Raw genomic sequence first — 20,058 nt, 5'->3', positions numbered from 1 at the left:
GTAACACGCACTGGAGGACCGAACCCACATCTGTTGCAATAGATGGGGATGAGCTGAGGATAGGAGTGAAAGGCTAAACAAACTCGGAGATAGCTGGTTCTCCTCGAAAGCTATTTAGGTAGCGCCTCGTGCGAACACTGTTGGGGGTAGAGCACTGTTATGGCTAGGGGGTCATTGAGACTTACCAAACCATGGCAAACTCCGAATACCAACACGTGATACACGGGAGACACACGGCGGGTGCTAACGTCCGTCGTGAAAAGGGAAACAACCCAGACCCGCAGCTAAGGTCCCCAAGTTATAGCTAAGTGGAAAACGATGTGGAAAGGCATAGACAGCCAGGAGGTTGGCTTAGAAGCAGCCATCCTTTAAAGAAAGCGTAATAGCTCACTGGTCGAGTCGGTCTGCGCGGAAGATTTAACGGGGCTAAGCTATACACCGAAGCTCGGGGTGCACAACTTTTAAGATGTGCGCGGTAGAGGAGCGTTCCGTAGGCCTGTGAAGGTGGATTGTAAAGTCTGCTGGAGGTATCGGAAGTGCGAATGCTGACATGAGTAACGATAAGGGGGGTGAAAAGCCCCCCCGCCGAAAGCCCAAGGTTTCCTCGCGCAACGTTCATCGGCGCAGGGTGAGTCGGCCCCTAAGGCGAGGCAGAAATGCGTAGTCGATGGGAAGCAGGTTAATATTCCTGCACTTTTCTATAGTGCGATGTGGGGACGGAGAAGGTTAGGTCTACCAGGCGTTGGTTGTCCTGGGGAAAGGCGGTAGGCATGTATCTTAGGCAAATCCGGGATACTTTATGCCGAGCACCGAGACGAGTCCTATGAGGACGAAGTGACTGACACCACGCTTCCAGGAAAAGCCACTAAGCTTCAGCTATAGAAAAACCGTACCGCAAACCGACACAGGTAGGCAGGGTGAGAATCCCAAGGCGCTTGAGAGAACTCGGGTGAAGGAACTAGGCAAAATGGCACCGTAACTTCGGGAGAAGGTGCGCCTCTTGGTGTGGTCACGTGCGTGACTGAGCATCGAGGGGTCGCAGTAACCTGGCCGCTGCGACTGTTTATCAAAAACACAGCACTCTGCAAACACGAAAGTGGACGTATAGGGTGTGACGCCTGCCCGGTGCTGGAAGGTTAATTGATGGGGTCAGCCGCAAGGCGAAGCTCTTGATCGAAGCCCCAGTAAACGGCGGCCGTAACTATAACGGTCCTAAGGTAGCGAAATTCCTTGTCGGGTAAGTTCCGACCTGCACGAATGGCGTAACGACAGCGGCGCTGTCTCCACCCGAGACTCAGTGAAATTGAAATCGCTGTGAAGATGCAGCGTTCCCGCGGCAAGACGGAAAGACCCCGTGAACCTTTACTATAGCTTTACATTGAACGTTGAGTTCTTCTGTGTAGGATAGGTGGGAGGCTATGAAACCCGGACGCTAGTTCGGGTGGAGCCATCCTTGAAATACCACCCTGAAGTGCTTGACGTTCTAACCTAGGTCCGTAATCCGGATCGGGGACCATGTATGGTGGGTAGTTTGACTGGGGCGGTCTCCTCCCAAAGAGTAACGGAGGAGCACGAAGGTACGCTCAGCGCGGTCGGACATCGCGCACTGTGTGCAAAGGCATAAGCGTGCTTGACTGCGAGATCGACGGATCAAGCAGGTACGAAAGTAGGTCTTAGTGATCCGGTGGTTCTGTATGGAAGGGCCATCGCTCAACGGATAAAAGGTACTCCGGGGATAACAGGCTGATACCGCCCAAGAGTTCATATCGACGGCGGTGTTTGGCACCTCGATGTCGGCTCATCACATCCTGGGGCTGTAGCCGGTCCCAAGGGTATGGCTGTTCGCCATTTAAAGTGGTACGCGAGCTGGGTTCAGAACGTCGTGAGACAGTTCGGTCCCTATCTGTCGTGGGCGTTGGAGATTTGAGGGGGGCTGCTCCTAGTACGAGAGGACCGGAGTGGACGTTCCGCTGGTGTTCGGGTTGTCATGCCCATGGCATTGCCCGGTAGCTACGAACGGAAGTGATAACCGCTGAAAGCATCTAAGCGGGAAGCACGCCCCAAGATGAGATCTCCCGAGAGCTTGACTCTCCTAAAGGCACCATCAAGACTAGGTGGTTGATAGGCACGGTGTGGAAGTGCAGCAATGCATTGAGCTTACGTGTACTAATGAGCCGTGAGGCTTGACCATATAACCCCAAGACGCTTCGTTCGTCTTAGCCTTATCCCGAGACATTTCACCTCGACGCTTGTCACTCGTTTACACCCTATGTGGAGCCGGCGCTTACGCGCTGCTCCCACCCCTTCCCTGGCGGCCATAGCGGCGTGGTACCACCTGATCCCATCCCGAACTCAGCAGTGAAACGCGCATGCGCCGATGGTAGTGTGGCTTAAGCCATGCAAGAGTAGGTCACCGCCAGGGGCTTTATCTAGAAGGCCTCCCCAATCGGGGAGGCCTTCGTCTTTGCGGCTGTTGCCGGTGCGCGCTTCGCGCGCGACCCGCAACAGGTCACCGCCAGGGGCTTTATCCTGAAACACCCGCTACGAGCCATCGTGGCGGGTTTTTCTTTGCCTGCGTTTCCATCGGAAACGACCCGCAACAGGTCACCGCCAGGGGCTTTATCTTGAAACACCCGCTACGAGCCATCGTGGCGGGTTTTTCTTTGCCTGCGTTTCCTCAGGATTCGCTTCGCTTCGGCGAATGCCCGCGCCGCAGCAACGGTGGAGTGAAGGAACGTGCTAAGTTCCGGCTTCCCGGTTTCCAAACCCGCCAAGATGACTTCCGCCCGATAAAGCTTTTCCCACCAATCGGCTACAGTAGTCACATGTATCTCCACACATTCGGTTTGCGCGAGCCGCCGTTCGCGGAGGCACCTGATCCGCGCTTTGCCTGTCTGTTCACGCGTGAGCGTGAGCTGCTAGCGCATTGCGAATACGCGCTGCTCTCCACTGCGCCGGCAGTCATCCTGCTGACGGGCGAGGCAGGCGTAGGCAAAACGCTTTTGTGCATGCTGCTCGAGGCGGAAATGGCGCCCCATGGCGTACGCACCGCCACCCTGAATAGTGCGATTCACTCTCAGCATGCAGCCGATTGGCTGCGCTCGCTCTATCTCGCATTCGGCTTGCCGCTACCTCTCAGTGCGGAGGCGAACACCGAATCGCATCTGATCGATGGTCTGGCCATGACGCTCGGGCGCCTGAGTCATCAAGGGCAACGCTTCCTGCTAGTCATCGACGATGCGAGCAATCTGCGGGAAGAGTCGTTCAGTTTGCTCGACCAGCTGATGCAGGCGACCGAGCATACGCACGCCTGGCTGCATGTCGTTCTGGCGGGTGAGCCCGGTCTTCGCGACAGGCTGGAAGAGGGGGCCGCCCGCGCGGTCGACGCGCGAATTCGTACACGATTACCTCTGGCGACTTTGTCGCCCGAAGAAAGCGAACGCTACGTCCGCCATCGGCTCCACATCGCGGGGACGACCCGCATGCCATTCAGTCGCCTTGGATTGAGGTCGTTGTGCGAAGACGGCGAAGGCAATCCCGCCCGCCTGAACGCACTGGCCAATCGTGCCCTGGAGCGGGCCGGCGAACGGGGCGAGCAGTCGATCGGCGAGCGGACACTCGCGCAGGCCGCGCAGGAAGTCCTTCCCCAGTACGCACGTTACTGGCTACGCCGTTACCGCCGGCTGGTATGGATAGCCGGCGCGGCGATCACGCTCCTGGTCGTCGCCGGTGTTGCGGGCTATTTCCTGTCGGGACGCAGCCCTTCGCGACCGAAAAATCTGGTTACGGTATCGCCCGAGCAGGCGCTGTCCAAGCTGCGCGACGCATTACCCGCACCGGAGGTCGGACAGCTTCGGGTATGGGGAGAACTCCTCGCCCGCTGGCAGGTCGGATCGAAGGAAACGTCCGTAGCGAACGCCGTCAATTGCGACGCTACGATCTTCCCGGGCTTTGCCTGCGTAAGTGGCCGGGGATCGCTCGATCAGCTACGACGCTTCGATCGCCCCATGATTCTCGAACTCGACGACAGTGGAAAGAAGCAGCAGGTGCTGCTTGTCGGCGCGGGGGATACCACCGTACGTCTCTATCTCGGCGGCAAGTACGTCGAGCTTGCGCGCACGGCGTTCCAGGACATCTGGAAGGGGCAGTTCTACGCGGTGTTCCGCGTGGACCCGAATATGCCATCCCGCTTGAAGCGGGGCGATAACGGCGAAGGTATGCGCTGGCTTCTCGCTCATCTGACGGATGGTTCGACCGCGGCTATCACGTCGACGGACTTCGACCGGGGCGTAGAAACCCGCGTCAAGTTGGTGCAGGAGCGATTCGGTATCGCCGCCGACGGTATTGTCGGTCCCGAGACCATGTTCGCCTTGTCGGCGACGGACCAGGATGGCCCCCATCTGGTGCGCAACGTTCCATGAATCTCTTCGTTCGCGTAGACACGCGCCGGCGTTCCCGTCTTTGCTGGGCCACGTTGCTCATCGTCGTTCTGTGCGTCGTGTGCTTCGTTGCGCTTGCGCTGAGTGCGCCGGCCGAGCGTCTGGCGATCATGCTGCACTGGGGAACCGTTCCCGCGCATCTGTTCACCGCGGGCGTTCCGATCTGGCAGCAGTTGAGCGACCCCGCGTTGTTGCGACTTGCGACGGCACTTTTCATTCACGGTGGCTGGTTGCATCTCGTGAGCAACCTTCTGTTCCTTGTGATCTTCAGCTTGCCGGCCGAGCGGCGACTGGGATCGCCGCGTTTTCTCCTGCTCTTCCTGATGGGCGGCGTGGTGGCCAACCTGATCGGTGCGATTTCGTTGACCGGTGCACGGGTAGCAATCATCGGTTGCAGCGGCGCCGTTTCCGCCGTTGTCGGCGCTTACGTAACGTTGTTTCCGCGAGAACGTCTCGGGTTGGTACTTCCGCTGGGTCTGTATCTCGAATTCGTGCGAGTACCGGCCTTCCTGTTGATCGGCATCTGGGCGCTCGTGCAATTGCTTTTCAGCTACGCGGGCGCGAGCTATGGCGCCGTCGTCTGGTGGACGCACATCGGCGGATTTCTGTTCGGCATCGTCTTCGCGTTTTTTTCGCGCGGCGCGATCGTGCGCCGGTTACGCGGCTGACAGTTCGCACGCTGCGCGAACATGTTCGCGAAGGAATCCACGTAGCAGCGCCGTAGCTTCCGGCGTCGGCACCACGGCGGCGAGCAATGCGTCGGCGGGTTGGCCTTCCGCATGCAATGCATCCTGCTTGCGCCTGATGTAGGCACGCATGACTTCCGCGCTGAACTCGGGATGGAACTGGGTGCTGACCGCATGCCGTCCGTAACGAACCAGGTGATGCGGATCGCGTGCGGAGCGCGCTAGCGCACGTGCGCCCGCCGGGAGTTCGAGGACGGCTTGTTCGTGCGTCGTATGCGCGTGGAACCGGTCGGGAAGATTCGTGGCGACCGGGTCATGCGCTGCATGCGCATGGGTTTCCAGCGGTATCGTGCCCATCTCGCGTCCACCTTCCAGATAGTCGACACGTCCGCCCAGCGCGTGCGACATCAATTGATGTCCGTAGCAAACGCCAAGTAGCGGCAGGTCGATATCCATCGCGTTACGAATCCAGCCAGCCGTGCGTTCGCTCCACGGCAGCCGTTCGGTCACCATCGACGCCGATCCGGTGATGACGGCGCCGGCACATGCGATCGGATCGGGGAGGTCGTCGCCTTGCTCTACATCGACGATTCGCACATGCGGATCGCGCAGGCGCAGACCCAGCCGGAACCAGCGGGGAAAGTCGCCATGACGTTCGCTGATGACATCGGGTGCGCGGCCGGTACGGATAATCAGAACGGGTTTCATGATCGCAATATAAGGTCAGATAGCTGAATCGATATCGGTCGGCGGAAGCACGGTCAGCACTTCCTTTACGGTGGTCAGGCCTGCCGCGACCTGTGCGGCCGCGGAGATACGCAGTGGCTTCATACCTTCCTTCAATGCCGCGTCGCCGAATTTTCCCAGGTCGAGCTGCGCCCCGATGATGCTACGGAGACGCGAGGAAACCCGCATCATTTCGTACACGCCGGTACGGCCAAGGAAGCCCGTTTTACGGCACTCCAGGCAGCCTACCGGGTGGAAGACGCGTTCCGGAAGCGGAATGTCCCAACCGTGGGTGAGTGCGTTCCATTCGGCGGGATCCTGTTCGCCCGGTTGCTTGCAGTGGGGGCACAGCGTACGGACGAGTCGTTGGGCGACCACGCCCGTCAGCGTCGACTGGATCAGATAATGCGGTACGCCCAGGTCGAGCAGGCGTGTCACGGCGCTCGGCGAGTCGTTCGTATGCAGCGTCGACAGCACCAGATGTCCGGTCAGCGATGCCTGTACGGCCATCTGCGCGGTTTCCAGATCGCGGATTTCGCCGATCATGATGATGTCCGGATCCTGGCGGAGCAGGGTGCGCACGCCCGCCGCGAAATCGAGGTCGATCGCAGGCTGCACCTGCATCTGGTTGAGCTCGGGCGACACCATTTCGATGGGGTCTTCCACCGTGCAGACGTTGAGTTCCGGCCGCGCGAGATGTTTCAGCGTCGAATACAGCGTCGTTGTCTTGCCCGAGCCCGTCGGTCCCGTAACGAGGACGATGCCGTGCGGCCGCTCTACCATCGAACGCCAGAGTTCGCCTTCTTCGGGCGAAAACCCAAGCTGCTTGAATTCCTTCACGACAAGGTCGGGATCGAAGATACGCATCACCACCTTTTCGCCGAATGCCGTCGGCATGGTGGAAATACGCAGTTCGACTTCACGCCCACCGGCCGATCGCGTCTTGATGCGGCCATCCTGGGGACGACGTTTTTCGGCGACGTCCATGCGGCCCAGAATCTTCACGCGCGACGTCACGGCGGTCATGACCGGCGGCGGCAGTTCGAATACTTTCTGCATGACGCCGTCGATGCGAAAACGCATCTGGCCGGCATCGCGGCGCGGTTCCAGATGGATATCCGACGCGCGTTGTTCGAAGGCATATTGCAGCAGCCAGTCGACGATATGAACCACGTGCCGGTCGTCGGCACCCAGCTCGCCGCCCTTGCCCAGTTCGACGAGTTGTTCGAAGTTGATGATCTTCGAGTTGTCGTTGCCCTTGGCGTCGTGGGCCAGCTGAATCGAGCGCTGTACGCCGTAGAATTCGAGCAGGTAACGGTTGATGTCGATGGGGCTGGAGACCACGCGGCGCACTTCGCGACGGAGCATCTGCGCCAGATCGTTCGCCCAGCCGGTGTCGAAGGGTTCGGCTGTGGCGAAAGTGACTTCGCCCGGGCTCGCCGCTACGGGCAGGATGCGATGACGCTGCGCATAGGCGCTACTGACCACCTGGGTGACCGCCGCCACGTTGATCTTCATCGGATCGATCTTCAGATAAGACAGATCCGCTTTACCCGCCAGCCATTCCACCAGCGTTTCCAGACTCAGCGGGCGGGCCGGTTCGCGACGGTTATCCAGCTTCGCATTGGCGATAACGACGAGAGGATGCAGCTCGATCGCAGTGCGGCCGCTGCGCGAGCCCAGGCGGACACGCTTGGCGTCCTCGCCGGTCAGGTACCCGTCGACAACGAGCGTCGCCAGGACTTCGTCCAGTTCCAGACGTCCGCGGCGACCGAGCAGCGAGGTGGTATGCGGATTGACTGCCATCGTTTGTGTGCCCTGGTCGAAGCCTGCGAGGTGTTGTCGTCCGCTGCGCAGGGTGTGCCGGACGTCCCGGCGGGGCCGGGGGCGTCGCCCGGGCCCCTGGCGAATCGCACATCGCTATACTAGCCCGCTTTCTCAAGGACTCGGGAACCATGTCCGCGCCCACCTTCCAAGACGTGATCCAGACCCTGAACCGTTATTGGGCCGACCAGGGCTGCGTGCTCGTGCAGCCCTTAGATACCGAAGTCGGCGCCGGTACGTTTCACCCTGCCACCTTCCTGCGCTCGCTCGGACCCGAACCCTGGGCCGCAGCCTACGTACAGCCCTGCCGCCGCCCCACGGATGGCCGCTATGGCGACAACCCGAACCGTCTTCAGCACTACTACCAGTACCAGGTGGTCCTGAAGCCCAATCCGGACGACATCCTCGAGCGCTACATCGGCTCGCTGAAAGCGCTGGGCATCGATCCGCTCGTCCATGACCTGCGCTTCGTCGAGGACAACTGGGAATCGCCGACACTTGGCGCTTGGGGTCTCGGCTGGGAAGTCTGGCTGAACGGCATGGAAGTCACCCAGTTCACGTATTTCCAGCAGGCGGGCGGCCTCGAATGCCGTCCGGTCACGGGTGAAATCACCTACGGCCTGGAACGCCTGGTCATGTACCTGCAGAACGTCGACAGCATCTACGACATCGTCTGGACCAACGCGCCGCACGGTGTAGTGACTTACGGCGACGTCTTCCACCAGAACGAAGTCGAGCAAAGCACGTACAACTTCGAATACGCGAACGTGCCCGAGCTGTTCCACTGGTTCGACGTGTGCGAAGGCGAGGCCGCCAAGCTGATTTCGGTCGGGCTTCCGCTGCCCGCCTATGAGCAGGTCTGCAAGGCCAGCCATGCGTTCAACCTGCTCGACGCCCGGCGCGCCATCAGCGTGACCGAACGTCAGCGCTACATCCTGCGTGTCCGAACGCTGGCCCGGAGCGTGGCCGAAGCCTACGTCGCGCAGCGCGAAAAGCTTGGCTTTCCTGGCTTGAAGAAGAACAAGGAGGCCACCCGTGGCTGAGAAGCGACTGCCCCTTACCGTGGAACTGGGCACCGAAGAACTGCCGCCCAAGTCGCTTGACGACTTGTCGGCCGCCTTCCTGCGCGGAGTGGTCGATGGCCTCGCGAAGCGCGGTATCGCCGCGGACGTCGATAACGCGAAGGCCTACGCCTCGCCGCGTCGCCTGGCGGTTCACGTGCCTGGCGTCGCCCTGGCGCAGCCGGAGCAGTCGGTCGAACGCCGCGGTCCGGCCATTGCCGCCGCGCTGGACGCCGAGGGTCAGCCTAGCAAGGCGCTGCTCGGCTTCGCGCAATCCTGCGGCGTCACGGTCGAGGCGCTGGAACGTCTGGAAACCGACAAGGGCGCCTGGTTCGTCTTCCGTGCGGTCCATCCGGGGCAGGACACCGCTGCCTTGCTGCCGGACATCGTGGCCGAAGCACTGAAAGCGCTGCCCATACCGAAGGCCATGCGCTGGGGCGATCGCGAGGAATCCTTCGTCCGTCCGGTGCACACGTTGCTGATGCTCCACGGATCGTCGATCGTCGACGGTGAGATTCTGGGGTTGCGTAGCGGCCGCCTTTCGAGCGGCCACCGCTTTCACCATCCGAAGCCCGTCCATGTGGCCGACGCCGATAGCTGGCTGGATGCCTTGCGCCACGCGCATGTCCTGGCCGATCCGGACGAGCGTCGTCAGCGCGTCCGCGACGAGGTTGCCCGTGTGGCGACGGGTGGTACGCCGCGTCTGGGCGAGGGCCTGCTCTACGAAATAGCCAACCTCACGGAGTGGCCGGTGGCAATTGCCTGCACGTTCGAGCGCGAATTCCTCGACGTGCCCCCCGAAGCGCTCGTCACCACCATGGAAACGAACCAGAAGTTCGTACCGGTGTTCGACGCCGAGGGCCGGCTGACCGAGCACTTCATCGGCGTGGCCAACATCCAGAGCAAGGACCCGGCCGAGATTCGCAAGGGTTACGAGCGGGTCATCCGTCCGCGTTTCGCCGATGCCAAATTCTTCTGGGACGAAGACCTGAAGCAGCCGCTGGCCAGCTATCAGGAATCGTTGAAGAACGTCACTTACCAGCAGTCGCTGGGCAGCCTGTGGGACAAGACCGTGCGCGTGGCCGAGCTGTCCCGCGTGGTGGCCAATCGCGTCGGCGTCGACGCCGGTCAGGCCACGCAGGCCGCCGCGCTGTCCAAGTGCGATCTGCTGACCCGCATGGTCGGCGAATTCCCGGAGCTGCAGGGCGTGATGGGACGTTACTACGCGTCGCGTCAGGGCCAGCCGGCCGAGGTCGCGGACGCACTCGACTCCTTCTACCAGCCACGCTTCGGCGGGGACGCTATCGCGGCCGGCAAGGTCGGTCAGGTGCTTGCGGTTGCCGAGCGCCTCGACACGCTGGCGGGGATCTTCGCCGTTGGCCAGAAGCCCAGCGGTAACAAGGACCCGTTCGCGCTCCGTCGCGCCGCGCTCGGCCTCGCCCGTACGCTTATCGAGGGCGGCCTGGACATCGACCTGCGCGCCGCTTTCACCGAAGCCCTGGAAATGCTGCCGGAGGCCGCGCTGGTCGCTGGCGTGAAACCGGGTAAGGACGGAAAGGCACCGGTCGTCGACATCGGCGCGCGGCGCGCCGCGCTGGGCGACGAGATCTATGCCTTCGTTCTCGATCGTTTGCGGGGTTACTACGCCGATCAGGGCTTTACGGCCGACCAGTTCGAATCGGTACTAGCCATCTCGCCGCCGTCGTTGCCCGATTTCGACCGACGCCTGCGTGCCGTGGGCGAGTTCGCCCGCCGCGAAGAGGCTGCCAGCCTCGCTGCGGCCAACAAGCGTGTAGCGAACATCCTGCGCAAGCAGGCGGAAGAGGAAGGCGCGGCAGCTATCGGCACCGAAGTCGACATCGCGCATTTCGAGCATGACGCCGAGCGCGACCTTCATGCGGCGCTGATCGCGGCAAAGGCCGACACTCGCGGGTTGTTGGGGCAGGGCGACTACACCGGCGCACTGGCGCGTCTGGCGGAACTTCAGGGCCCGGTCGACCGTTTCTTCGACGGTGTGCTGGTCAACGCTCCCGATCCCGCGGTGCGTGCCAATCGTCTGGCGTTACTTGCGCAACTGAAGGCCTCGTTCGGCGCTATCGCCGACATCTCAAGGCTTTAACCACACTATCCCGCGGCCTGCCGAAGGCCGCGGGTGTCATTCAGGCAGCGATGCCGTTGCCACGATCGTTCTGCACGCGCGACTGAAGCTTGTGGTGGAAAGCCACCATGCGGTCGGCGTAGTCCGTGCGAGCCGTGTGATGGAGGATTTCATACATCTCCGCCACCAGGTCCGCATGATTCGACGGCGAGAACTGACCGCCGGCCATCTCGATGTCCGACTGCAGCAGTTTCATAGCCGACGCCAGGCGGCTCGAGTCGAGCGCTATGGTCCCCTGCGAATCGGTGTCCTGGTCGCCGCGTCGCTCGCGTACCGTCTCCGATGTTTCGATGCGTCCGGCGACGTCGTCGCTGTTGTTCCCCAGCATCATCGGGCCTTCGCCAGCCGCCAGCCAGAGCAGCGAAATGCCCAGGGTGCGTGCCATCGTGACGCAGCGGCCACGCGACGGATCGGTATTGCCGTCACGCCAACTCCGCACGACACCTTCGGAGAAACCGCAGCGTCGCGCGATTTCACTGACACTGCCGGAAGCCTTGATCACGGCCTTCACACGACTTGCGAACGTCTGCGACTGTTCGCCACCGTCGGGATCGTTCGGCAATGCACCGGACATGGCCACCACAGACCGGGTCGCCACGATATGTGACCTCAGATTCTCGCTCATGCGCGTATCAACCTCGTTTTTGAGTGCTTCGGGGTCGGTTGCCCAACCTTGGTATCGCCTCGGACAACGCGCGAAACCCGTTTACGGTGTACACCGATCTTCCTTTCGATCACCCATTGCCTCAGAAGTTTCTGAGTTCTTGCTTTCGCAAAGATGAAATATGCCTTTAGACAAGGCGAAAAAAGGTGCAAATCGGCCGAAATTTACTAGGAATGATTCGTAGGAAATTGTCTTGTCACGTGCCAATAGGCACAGGCGTAAATGATGTAAACGCTTGCTTTCGTGAAATTTTAGTGACGCATGGGCATGCTCTTCACGTAATAAAATTCGAATAAGCGCAAGTTCCTCTCCATTTTTCGTGTTGTCTTCCGCAATTTCTTTGCGCTATACCTGCTATCGCACCGCGCAAAAACTGCGGCGCTACAGGGTGCGGCTCCCATCGGGGGCTGCTGAAGCGGTACACCGACACATTCCACACCTGGCCGTAGCGCTGGGACGGGATCGGCTTGGCTGGATTCGCAATTTCATGCGGTTCGGCCCACATTGGGGGAGTTCTAAAGATGCAGATGCGCAACCACCGGTTAACCATGCCGGTTCGCCGTACCGCCCTGGCCATTGCCGTTGGCCTGGGTATGCTGGCAGGCAACGCCGTTGCCCAGTCGAATATCACCGGCTCGATCTTCGGTCAGGTCGCTGCCCAGTCGGGCGCCACCGTAGCCATCGAGAACACCGAAACGGGCCTTAAGCGCAGCGTGCCGGTCGACAGTTCGGGGCGCTATCGCTTCTCGTCTCTGTCACCTGGGCGCTACAAAGTCTCCCTGCAGAGCGAAAGCGGTACGACCGTCAGTTCGCGTGACGATGTGGTCGTCACGATTGCGAGCGGCTCGGAAGTTTCGTTCGGCACCGCAGCCGCGCAGCAGGCGAGCACCACCCTCGAGGGAGTTTCGGTCGTTGCGTCTGTACTCCCGTCGATCGACGTTTCGTCCGTCGATACGCGCACCGTGCTTACTGCGGAGCAGCTGAACAAGCTGCCGATCCAGCGCGACATCCTTGCCGCTGCATTGCTCGCTCCTGGTGTCGTATCCAATTCCAGCTACGGAGTGCCGAGCTTCGGCGGCGCCGCGTCGTCCGAGAACGCATACTTCATCAACGGTTATGCGGTGACCAATCCACTGTCGTCGATCGGTACTTCACAGCCGGCGTTCGAGTCCATCGGGCAGCAGCAGGTGCTGACGGGTGGATACGGCGCCGAGTTCGGTCGTTCAACGGGTGGTGTCGTCAATATCGTGACCAAGCGTGGTACGAACGAATGGCACGCCGGTATTTATACGATCTGGGAACCAGAGGCCCTGCGCAGTACGCCGCGCAACAGCAACTATCCGAATACGGGTTTCTATCCCACCACGACCGACGGCACGCTTTATCAGTACACGTCAAAGAATAAGTACTGGCGTTCGACCGTCGGCGCCTATGCAAGCGGCCCGCTGATCAAGGATCGCCTGTTCTTCTACCTCGACGCCGAAATGACCCGTCGCGAAGGCACGAGCGTGCCCAGTGCCATCACGTCGACGTCGGCGGGCAGGACCGGCTACAACGAATATCAGTACAAAATCCCGCGCTGGACGGCGAAGGTCGACTGGAATATCACGGATAACCACCTGCTCGAGTTCACGGGTATATCCGACAAGACCGAATACACGTCCTCGACGTATGGCCTGAACTATGCCGACGGCACGCACGGCACGGTGCAGAACAGCGGCGTGTATACGAAGGACGGCGGCAATCTCTATATCGCCAAGTACACCGGTTACATCACCGACGACTTCACTGTGTCGGCACTGTACGGCCGTCAGAAGCAGGACCATATCCAGGTGCCGTACAAGTACGACGCCAACTGTCCGTTCATTTCCGCCACGCAGCAGGCACGCGTGCCTGGTATGAGCTACACGGGTTGCCAGAACTACGCCAGCACGGTCCGCGTTCCCGGTGCTAACGACAAGACCGATGGCTGGCGCGTCGATCTTGAGTATCGCCTTGGGGACCATGATCTTCGCGCCGGTTATGACGCACAGAATGCGGATTCCTATACCGGTACCTCGTTGCCGGGCGGCTACGGCTGGTACTACGGTTTTCAGGCCAATCCCAACCAGGCGATCGACGCCGGCCATGGCGTAGCTTCCCCTGCATCGGCGGGCGGTCTCGGTACGCAGGGCTACTATGTGTATCGCTCGTACTCGACGACCGCTGCGAAAGTTCGTACGGAGCAGGCGGCACAGTTCGTCGAAGATCGCTGGCAGATCACCGACCGCTGGCTGCTTTCGGTCGGCTTGCGCAATGAACAGTTCACCAACTTCAATGGCGGTGGCGAGCCGTTTGCACGCCAGCGTCATCAGCTCGCGCCACGTCTCGGTGTGGCATGGGATCTGTTCGGCGACTCGTCGCTCAAGCTCTATGCCAATGCCGGTCGTTACCATCTCGCCATGCCGAACAACGTTGCTGTCCGCGCTGCTTCGGGCTCGCTCAATACGCAGGAATACTTCACCTATACAGGCGTCGATGCCGCGACGGGTGCGCCTACGGGGCTGAAGTCCGTCGCAACCAACGCCGCGGTTGGTTACACCTGTAACGGTACCAACGCGATCTCGTCGAACCTGGAGTGCGGCAATGCGCCGGATCCGCGTACCGTCGCGGCGAAGGGCCTGAAGTCGCATTATCAGGACGAATACATCGTCGGCATGGATCAGCAGCTCTCGCCGACCTACACGTGGGGTGCGAAGATCACGTATCGCAAGCTGCGTAGCGCGATCGACGATACCTGCACACCGGCACTGGGCGGCGCATGCTTCCTGTTCAACCCGGGTACCGCGAACACGTTCCAGGTCGAGCAAGCCGATGGCTCGTTCAAGACCATCACTTATACGAAGGAACAGTTGCAGCTGCCGGACCTGAAACGTAAGTACATCGCGCTGGATCTGTATCTGGAGCATGCCCTTGCAGACAAGTGGTACGGTCGCATCGACTACACGTTCTCCCGGAACTACGGCAACACCGAAGGTCAGCTTGCTTCCGATCTGGACATCGGTACCGGCGGTCAGACCGACGTGTCGGTCACGCAGGACTGGGATCTTCCGCAGCTGATGATCGGTGCTAACGGCAATCTGCCGAACAATCGTGCACACCAGATTAAAGCTTACGGTTTCTACGAGTTGAACGAAGATTGGCGCTTCGGTGCGAACGCTAATATCGCTTCGGGTCGTCCGCGCAATTGCACCAGCTTCTATCCGACCGCGGACAGAGGTCTGTACAACGGTTCGTACTACTACTGGTGCGGGCTGCCCGGAACGGCAGGATATGCGTTCTCGCCGCGTGGTTCGCATGGCAATACGCCGTGGACCTACCAGCTGAACTTGAATGTGGCCTACACGCCGACGTGGCTGGACAAGAACGTGACGCTGCAGCTTGACGTGCTCAACGTCCTGAACAAGCAGACGCCAACGTCTTACAACAGCCGCTACGCATCCACGCGTTCCACGGTCAACCAGGCTTACAACCGTGAGCTGAACTATCTGGATCCACGCGTCGTTCGTTTCACTGCCCGTTACGACTTCTGATAGTGCCCCATCCGCCGGGGCCTCCGAGCCCCGGCAACCAGTCCCAATAGAATAAAGGCCAATGGATGCCGCCTAAGGGCGTGGCCGATCTCCCCAGTGTGGCCGCCGTCAACCGGCGGCCTTTTTTTTCCATTTTGTAACCCGCCCGACATGCGGCTGTCGCCCGTTGTAAGCCAAGTCCTCCGCGGTTTGTGACCGCCGTCTCACAGGATTTGCCATCTGGCGCATGTAAATATTTTGTTGACACGGGGGTTCGCGTGCCCCTATGTTCGGCTTCGGCGATCCCGACACGGCATCTTTTTGCGCACTTGCGCGAGCATTCCGGTTCGGTTAGTCGACAGACTTGTCGGGAGCAGGTCTTCAGGGGGAGGCAGCCACTCGGGAGGAGTGAGCGGCTAATCCATCACCTTGATTACGTGCACCCGCAATGGGTTCTTTATTCGGCGGCTTCGCCGGATTTTTGCTCGTTTTCAGGCCCGGTTTCGGGTCGATCTGGGGAGATTTGCACATGAGTTCTCGTAATATCCGGCAGGCATCCGTCCTGCGTCGTTCGACGTTGACCATCGCGCTTGCGATGGGCCTCGGCCTTACGGGCGGCGCCTTCGCCCAGTCCACCACGGGTTCCATCTTCGGTCAGGCCCCGGCCGCCGCGGGCGAAACCGTTCAGGTTACCGGTTCCACGGGTGTTACCCGCGAAGTGCCGGTCGATGCCTCGGGCCGTTACCGTGTCGGTAATCTCCCGCTCGGCACGTACACCGTCAATGTGATGAAGGGTGGCGCGGTCGTCGATTCGCGCAAGAACGTCAGCCTGACGGTCGGCGCGTCCTCGGAAGTCTCGTTCGTCGAAGCTGCCAACGCCTCCAGCGCCCAGTCCCTCGACCAGGTCACGGTCACGGCGAACAGCCTGCCGCAGATCGACGTGGCCGCTGTCGACTCCCGCACGGTCGTTACTTCCGAAACCCTCGCTCGCCTGCCGCTCGGCCGCAACGCTGAAGCCATCGCGCTGCTCGCTCCGGGCGTCGTGACGGGTTCGGGCGATTTCGGTCGCGTAGTGTCGTTCGGCGGTGCCGGCGTCTCCGAGAATGCGTACTACATCAACGGTTACAACACGACCGATCCGCTGCGCAACCTTGGTGGCGTGGGTCTGCCGTATGGCGCGATCGACCAGCAGGAAATCTATACCGGTGGCTATAGCGCCATGTACGGTCGTTCCGATGGTGGTGTTATCAGCCAGGTCGGTAAGCGCGGCACGAACGAATGGCATTTCGGTGCCCAGGTTCTGTGGGAACCGAAGTTCGCGGCGTCGACGCCGAAGAATATCTACTATCCGAACGGTGCGCTTCCGTCTGGTTACAAATATCAGCAGAATGGTGTCGCCGGTACTTTGTATCGCAACCGTGACGACAACAAGAAGTGGACGACCACGTATAGCGCTTACGCTGGTGGCCCGCTGATCGCTGACAAGCTGTATATGTTCGTGGCTGCCGAAGCCGAGAAGAGCGAAGGTATTTCGACGAACAGCATCGAAACCGCTCCGCAAGCGAACAATCACTATAAGTACGATCTGCCGAAGTATTACGCCAAGCTCGATTGGAACATCAACGACAGCAACATCCTCGAACTGACGGGGATCAAGTCGACCGACCAGCGTAGCGGTGCCTATTACTCGTACGATTACGATACCCGTACACAGGGCGCTGCGACCGGCCAGGTGCCGAACGAGACGAAGCTCACGTCCAAGTACTACATCGGTAAGTTCACGAGCTACCTTACCGACGACCTTACGTTCACCACGACGTATGGTAAGGGCACGACTGGTGACTTCCTGACGAATCCGGGTGGCGGCGGTCTTCCTTACATCAGTGGCTTCCGCACACAGGATCCGTTGCTTAATGGTGGCGTTCCTCGTAATAACGCCAACCCTGCCTTGTACTCGCAAGCACCAGATGCGGGCAGCACCACGCATGGTCTTCGTGCCGACCTTGAATGGCAGATTGGTGATCACCGCTTGACCGGTGGTATCGACAACATGAAGTTCAGTGCGAAAGACGAAGGTCAGTCGACAAGTGGCCCGGGTTACGCCTGGATCTACTCGCAGTCGCAGACGCCCAATTCGCCCATCTCCCGTGGTTTCGGCATTGGCCCTCCGGGTGGCCAGGGCTACTACGTTCAGAAGTACATCTTCTCGACAACCACAAGCATGTCGGTGAAGCAGAAGGCTTACTACCTCGAAGACAAGTGGCAGATCAACGACAAGGTCCTGCTCAGCGTCGGTATCCGCAACGATAAGTTCACCAACTACAACAACGTCGGTGCTTCCTACGTCGACAGCGGTAACCAGTGGGCTCCGCGTATTGGCGCGAGCTGGGACGTGTTCGGTGATTCGTCGCTCAAGATCTACGGTAACCTCGGCCGGTACTATCTCGCGCTGCCCAACAGCGTCGCGATCCGTGGCGCCTCGTCGTCGACATATACTCGCGAATACTTCACCTATGGTGGCATTGACGCGAATGGTGTTCCGACGGGCCTCAAGGCACTGGGCCCAGGTCCGGTTTCCACCAACGGCGAATATGGTCAGGTCAACGACGCTAAGTCGGTCGCTGCTTCGAACCTGAAGTCGCAGTACCAGGATGAAGCCATCCTCGGTTTCGACAAGACCCTCGGACCCTCTTGGGTCACGGGTGCGAAGCTGACGTACCGCAAGCTACAGACCGCAATCGATGACGTCTGCGATACGGACAAGCTTGCAGCGAAGATGGTTGCAAATGGTCAGGATCCGGATAGCGTCACGATTCCGGGTTGCGTGATCTTCAATCCGGGCGAGACGAATACTTTCAGTCTTGCGAATGCCAATGGCAACGGTCGTACATCTGTCAGCATGACGACTCAGGACTGGGGCTTCTCCGAGGGAGCCAAGCGTAAGTATTACGCATTGGATCTCTACCTCGAGCATCCGTTCGACGGTAAGTGGCAGGGTCGCTTGGACTACACGTTCTCGCGCAGCTACGGCAACACGGAAGGTCAGGTTAAGTCGGATATCGGCCAGAACGACATCTCGAAGACGCAGGACTGGGATGCTGCCGCACTGATGGAGAATTCCAACGGCTTGCTGGCTAACGATCGTCGTCACCAGATCAAGGCCTACGGCAGCTACGCGTTCACGCCGGAATGGATGGTCTCCGGCTCGCTGCGTATCGTGTCCGGTGGTCCGAAGACCTGCCTTGGCTACTATGCCGGTTCGCAGCTCGATTCGAAGGGTAATCCGGGTGGCTACGGTTCGGCTGGTACCGATCCGCTCCAGGGCTACTACTCGTCGTACCACTTCTGCAATGGCGTTCCGTTCCACCCCGGCGACAATCGTCAGCCGTGGACGAAGAACCTCGATCTGGCGGTGACGTACCGTCCGGCGTTCGCGGACCACAAGCTCGCGTTCTCGCTGAACGTGTTCAACGTGACCAACGAGCGTAAGGTCATGCAGACCGATGCAACGTACGAAGACACACCGGGAACGGTCCTCAATACGTACAACATTGGGACGTACTACCAGAACCCGCGTTACATGCGTCTCTCCGCTACGTACGATTTCTGATCGTATAAGCGGAAGCGGGTTGGCCGCCTGCCTTTCGAGGCAAGCGGCAATATGAAAAACGCCACCCTCTTGGGTGGCGTTTTTTTTATTCGTGGCAGAACGCTAATCGTGATTGTCCCTGGTTTTCGAGGGAATGGTGCGGCTCCTGTGCACAATGAGGTCGGTCTAATTTCGTCGCGAATTGGGCGATCTGGAACAGATCGCCTCCAGGCCGGTGGTGTTTTATTGGTGAGGCCAAATGGCTGATAGGTAAGTACTTTCGCAATTTGGTATGCAAGTACCAGTCGGCAAGTCCCCGATCTGCAGAGCACCTCTCAGTTCGGACAGCCCCGACCCTTCGGCATCTTGACTTTTCTGCGGACATTTTTGCCGCTATCCTTCTACGTTCCCCCCGGAAGGCGTGCTACATACGCGCGCGTACTTTCCGCGATTCTTCATAGGTACTTTGACGAGGTTCAACCATGCGCAGGATCTTCTTGTCGCTGACGTCCGTGGCCGCACTGGCCCTCGCCGGCTGCAATCACTCTTCAGATGGCTCGCAGCAGCAGGCTGCCGGCGGTGGCGATACCGGCTCCGCCAACACCGTGAGCGGCACCGTCGCCCTGCGCGATACCAGCAAGACGCTTTCCCCGGCCGCTAAGCTCGACATCGTTATCGTCGATGTCACGGCCCAGAACGGCACACCGCTGGCTTCCAAGACGATCCAGCCGGTCACGCTGCCCGCGCAGTTCAAGCTCGACGTGAACCCCTCCGACGTCAACCCGAACGACATCTATATCGTCGAAGCGACCATCACCGATGGCGAGCGCACCTACACCATGCCGCTCAAGGCGCCGGTGCTGACCAAGGGTGGCAAGAACACCGCGGACATCCAGCTCGTCGGTGTAGCCACCGCGGGCGAGAAGGAACTGGCCGGGTTCAACGGCGTCAAGAAGAACATCGGTGGCATGAAGGTCACCCAGGGCACCGAGCTGAAGGAAGGCGCGTCGCGCGGCTGGCAGATATTCAAGCAGGGCAACGAAGTGCAGTTCATCCGTGAGCTCGTCGACTACGGCGACAAGGGTTTCACGTCGACGGACTACGCATACAAGAACGGCAAGGCCTGGGTCATCGTCCAGGAGAAGAAGCCCAGCAAGGACGGTAAGCCGACCTCGATCGAGCGTGCCGGCTGGAACGATGCGGGCGAACTCGTGCTGAAAGACAACCAGGCCGGCAGCAAGACCGACGTTCTCTCAGACGATGCCGCCAACGAACTGCGCAAGCAGGCTGAAGGCATTTACGCGAAGGTTGGCGGCGGCAAGAAGTAAGCCGCAACCTTCACGACAAAAAACGCCGGCTT

Annotated in this window: 10 protein-coding genes and 2 rRNA genes (1 of these 12 only partly in view); 9 read left to right on the top strand and 3 right to left on the bottom strand. The window is 60.2% G+C overall.

Annotation, left to right across the window (positions count from 1 at the left end; all coding sequences use genetic code 11):
• The 4 genes from AC3IR3_RS19310 to AC3IR3_RS19295 all read left to right on the top strand — a co-directional run.
• Positions 1-2,191: ribosomal RNA gene (locus tag AC3IR3_RS19310) — 23S ribosomal RNA — on the top strand (it extends 694 nt beyond the left edge of the window).
• Positions 2,192-2,307: 116 nt separating this feature from the next.
• Positions 2,308-2,422 (top strand): 5S ribosomal RNA (rrf, locus tag AC3IR3_RS19305).
• A gap of 403 nt (positions 2,423-2,825) precedes the next feature.
• Positions 2,826-4,421, top strand: coding sequence for an AAA family ATPase (locus tag AC3IR3_RS19300; RefSeq protein WP_489194526.1), 1,596 nt, complete (start codon positions 2,826-2,828; stop codon positions 4,419-4,421).
• Positions 4,418-5,107 carry a rhomboid family intramembrane serine protease gene (locus tag AC3IR3_RS19295; RefSeq protein ID WP_132146022.1) on the top strand — a complete coding sequence of 230 codons (690 nt, stop codon included), beginning with the start codon at positions 4,418-4,420 and terminating at the stop codon, positions 5,105-5,107. The genes AC3IR3_RS19300 and AC3IR3_RS19295 overlap by 4 nt, the downstream gene beginning before the upstream one ends.
• On the opposite strand, the gene AC3IR3_RS19290 is transcribed toward AC3IR3_RS19295, so the two are convergent.
• Both AC3IR3_RS19290 and tfpB read right to left on the bottom strand, forming a co-directional pair.
• Positions 5,096-5,833 (bottom strand): glutamine amidotransferase, encoded by a 738-nt coding sequence (locus tag AC3IR3_RS19290; protein ID WP_489194525.1) that lies wholly within the window; start codon positions 5,831-5,833, stop codon positions 5,096-5,098. The genes AC3IR3_RS19295 and AC3IR3_RS19290 overlap by 12 nt on opposite strands.
• A 15-nt stretch (positions 5,834-5,848) precedes the next feature.
• Positions 5,849-7,657, bottom strand: a complete 1,809-nt coding sequence (tfpB, locus tag AC3IR3_RS19285) for a type IV pilus assembly ATPase TfpB (RefSeq protein WP_489194523.1) — start codon at positions 7,655-7,657, stop codon at positions 5,849-5,851.
• A 149-nt stretch (positions 7,658-7,806) separates the two neighbouring features.
• Between tfpB and glyQ the strand changes: the two genes are divergently transcribed.
• Entirely contained in the window at positions 7,807-8,718 is a 912-nt protein-coding gene (gene glyQ / locus AC3IR3_RS19280; RefSeq protein WP_132146016.1) for a glycine--tRNA ligase subunit alpha, read from the top strand.
• On the top strand, positions 8,711-10,855 hold the full coding sequence (gene glyS / locus AC3IR3_RS19275; RefSeq protein ID WP_489194521.1) for a glycine--tRNA ligase subunit beta: 2,145 nt from the start codon (positions 8,711-8,713) through the stop codon (positions 10,853-10,855). Before glyQ ends, glyS begins: the two co-directional genes overlap by 8 nt.
• A gap of 40 nt (positions 10,856-10,895) precedes the next feature.
• Here glyS and AC3IR3_RS19270 read toward each other — a convergent pair whose 3' ends face one another.
• A complete protein-coding gene (locus tag AC3IR3_RS19270; protein WP_489194520.1) occupies positions 10,896-11,519 on the bottom strand; it encodes a helix-turn-helix domain-containing protein in 624 nt (207 codons plus the stop codon).
• 560 nt (positions 11,520-12,079) lie between these two features.
• Between AC3IR3_RS19270 and AC3IR3_RS19265 the strand changes: the two genes are divergently transcribed.
• The 3 genes from AC3IR3_RS19265 to AC3IR3_RS19255 all read left to right on the top strand — a co-directional run bounded on the left by AC3IR3_RS19265 (position 12,080) and on the right by AC3IR3_RS19255 (position 20,026).
• Entirely contained in the window at positions 12,080-15,130 is a 3,051-nt protein-coding gene (locus AC3IR3_RS19265; RefSeq protein ID WP_489194519.1) for a TonB-dependent receptor, read from the top strand.
• Positions 15,131-15,638: 508 nt separating this feature from the next.
• Positions 15,639-18,719 carry a TonB-dependent receptor gene (locus tag AC3IR3_RS19260; RefSeq protein WP_489194517.1) on the top strand — a complete coding sequence of 1,027 codons (3,081 nt, stop codon included), beginning with the start codon at positions 15,639-15,641 and terminating at the stop codon, positions 18,717-18,719.
• A 461-nt stretch (positions 18,720-19,180) separates the two neighbouring features.
• Positions 19,181-20,026 (top strand): YbaY family lipoprotein, encoded by an 846-nt coding sequence (locus AC3IR3_RS19255; RefSeq protein WP_489194515.1) that lies wholly within the window; start codon positions 19,181-19,183, stop codon positions 20,024-20,026.
• The last annotated feature ends 32 nt before the right edge of the window (positions 20,027-20,058 follow it).

It is taken from the genome of Luteibacter sp. GL_149, assembly GCF_057834065.1.
Note: the sequence above shows the minus strand (reverse complement) of the source record. Positions and strands in the feature narration are given on the sequence as shown.

Excerpts from the sequence above, each read along its gene's own strand:
- AC3IR3_RS19300 (WP_489194526.1), top strand. The coding sequence starts at position 2,826 with ATGTATCTCCACACATTCGGTTTGCGCGAGCCGCCGTTCGCGGAGGCA.
- AC3IR3_RS19295 (WP_132146022.1), top strand. The coding sequence starts at position 4,418 with ATGAATCTCTTCGTTCGCGTAGACACGCGCCGGCGTTCCCGTCTTTGC.
- AC3IR3_RS19290 (WP_489194525.1), bottom strand. The coding sequence starts at position 5,833 with ATGAAACCCGTTCTGATTATCCGTACCGGCCGCGCACCCGATGTCATC.
- tfpB (WP_489194523.1), bottom strand. The coding sequence starts at position 7,657 with ATGGCAGTCAATCCGCATACCACCTCGCTGCTCGGTCGCCGCGGACGT.
- glyQ (WP_132146016.1), top strand. The coding sequence starts at position 7,807 with ATGTCCGCGCCCACCTTCCAAGACGTGATCCAGACCCTGAACCGTTAT.
- AC3IR3_RS19270 (WP_489194520.1), bottom strand. The coding sequence starts at position 11,519 with ATGAGCGAGAATCTGAGGTCACATATCGTGGCGACCCGGTCTGTGGTG.
- AC3IR3_RS19265 (WP_489194519.1), top strand. The coding sequence starts at position 12,080 with ATGCAGATGCGCAACCACCGGTTAACCATGCCGGTTCGCCGTACCGCC.
- AC3IR3_RS19260 (WP_489194517.1), top strand. The coding sequence starts at position 15,639 with ATGAGTTCTCGTAATATCCGGCAGGCATCCGTCCTGCGTCGTTCGACG.
- AC3IR3_RS19255 (WP_489194515.1), top strand. The coding sequence starts at position 19,181 with ATGCGCAGGATCTTCTTGTCGCTGACGTCCGTGGCCGCACTGGCCCTC.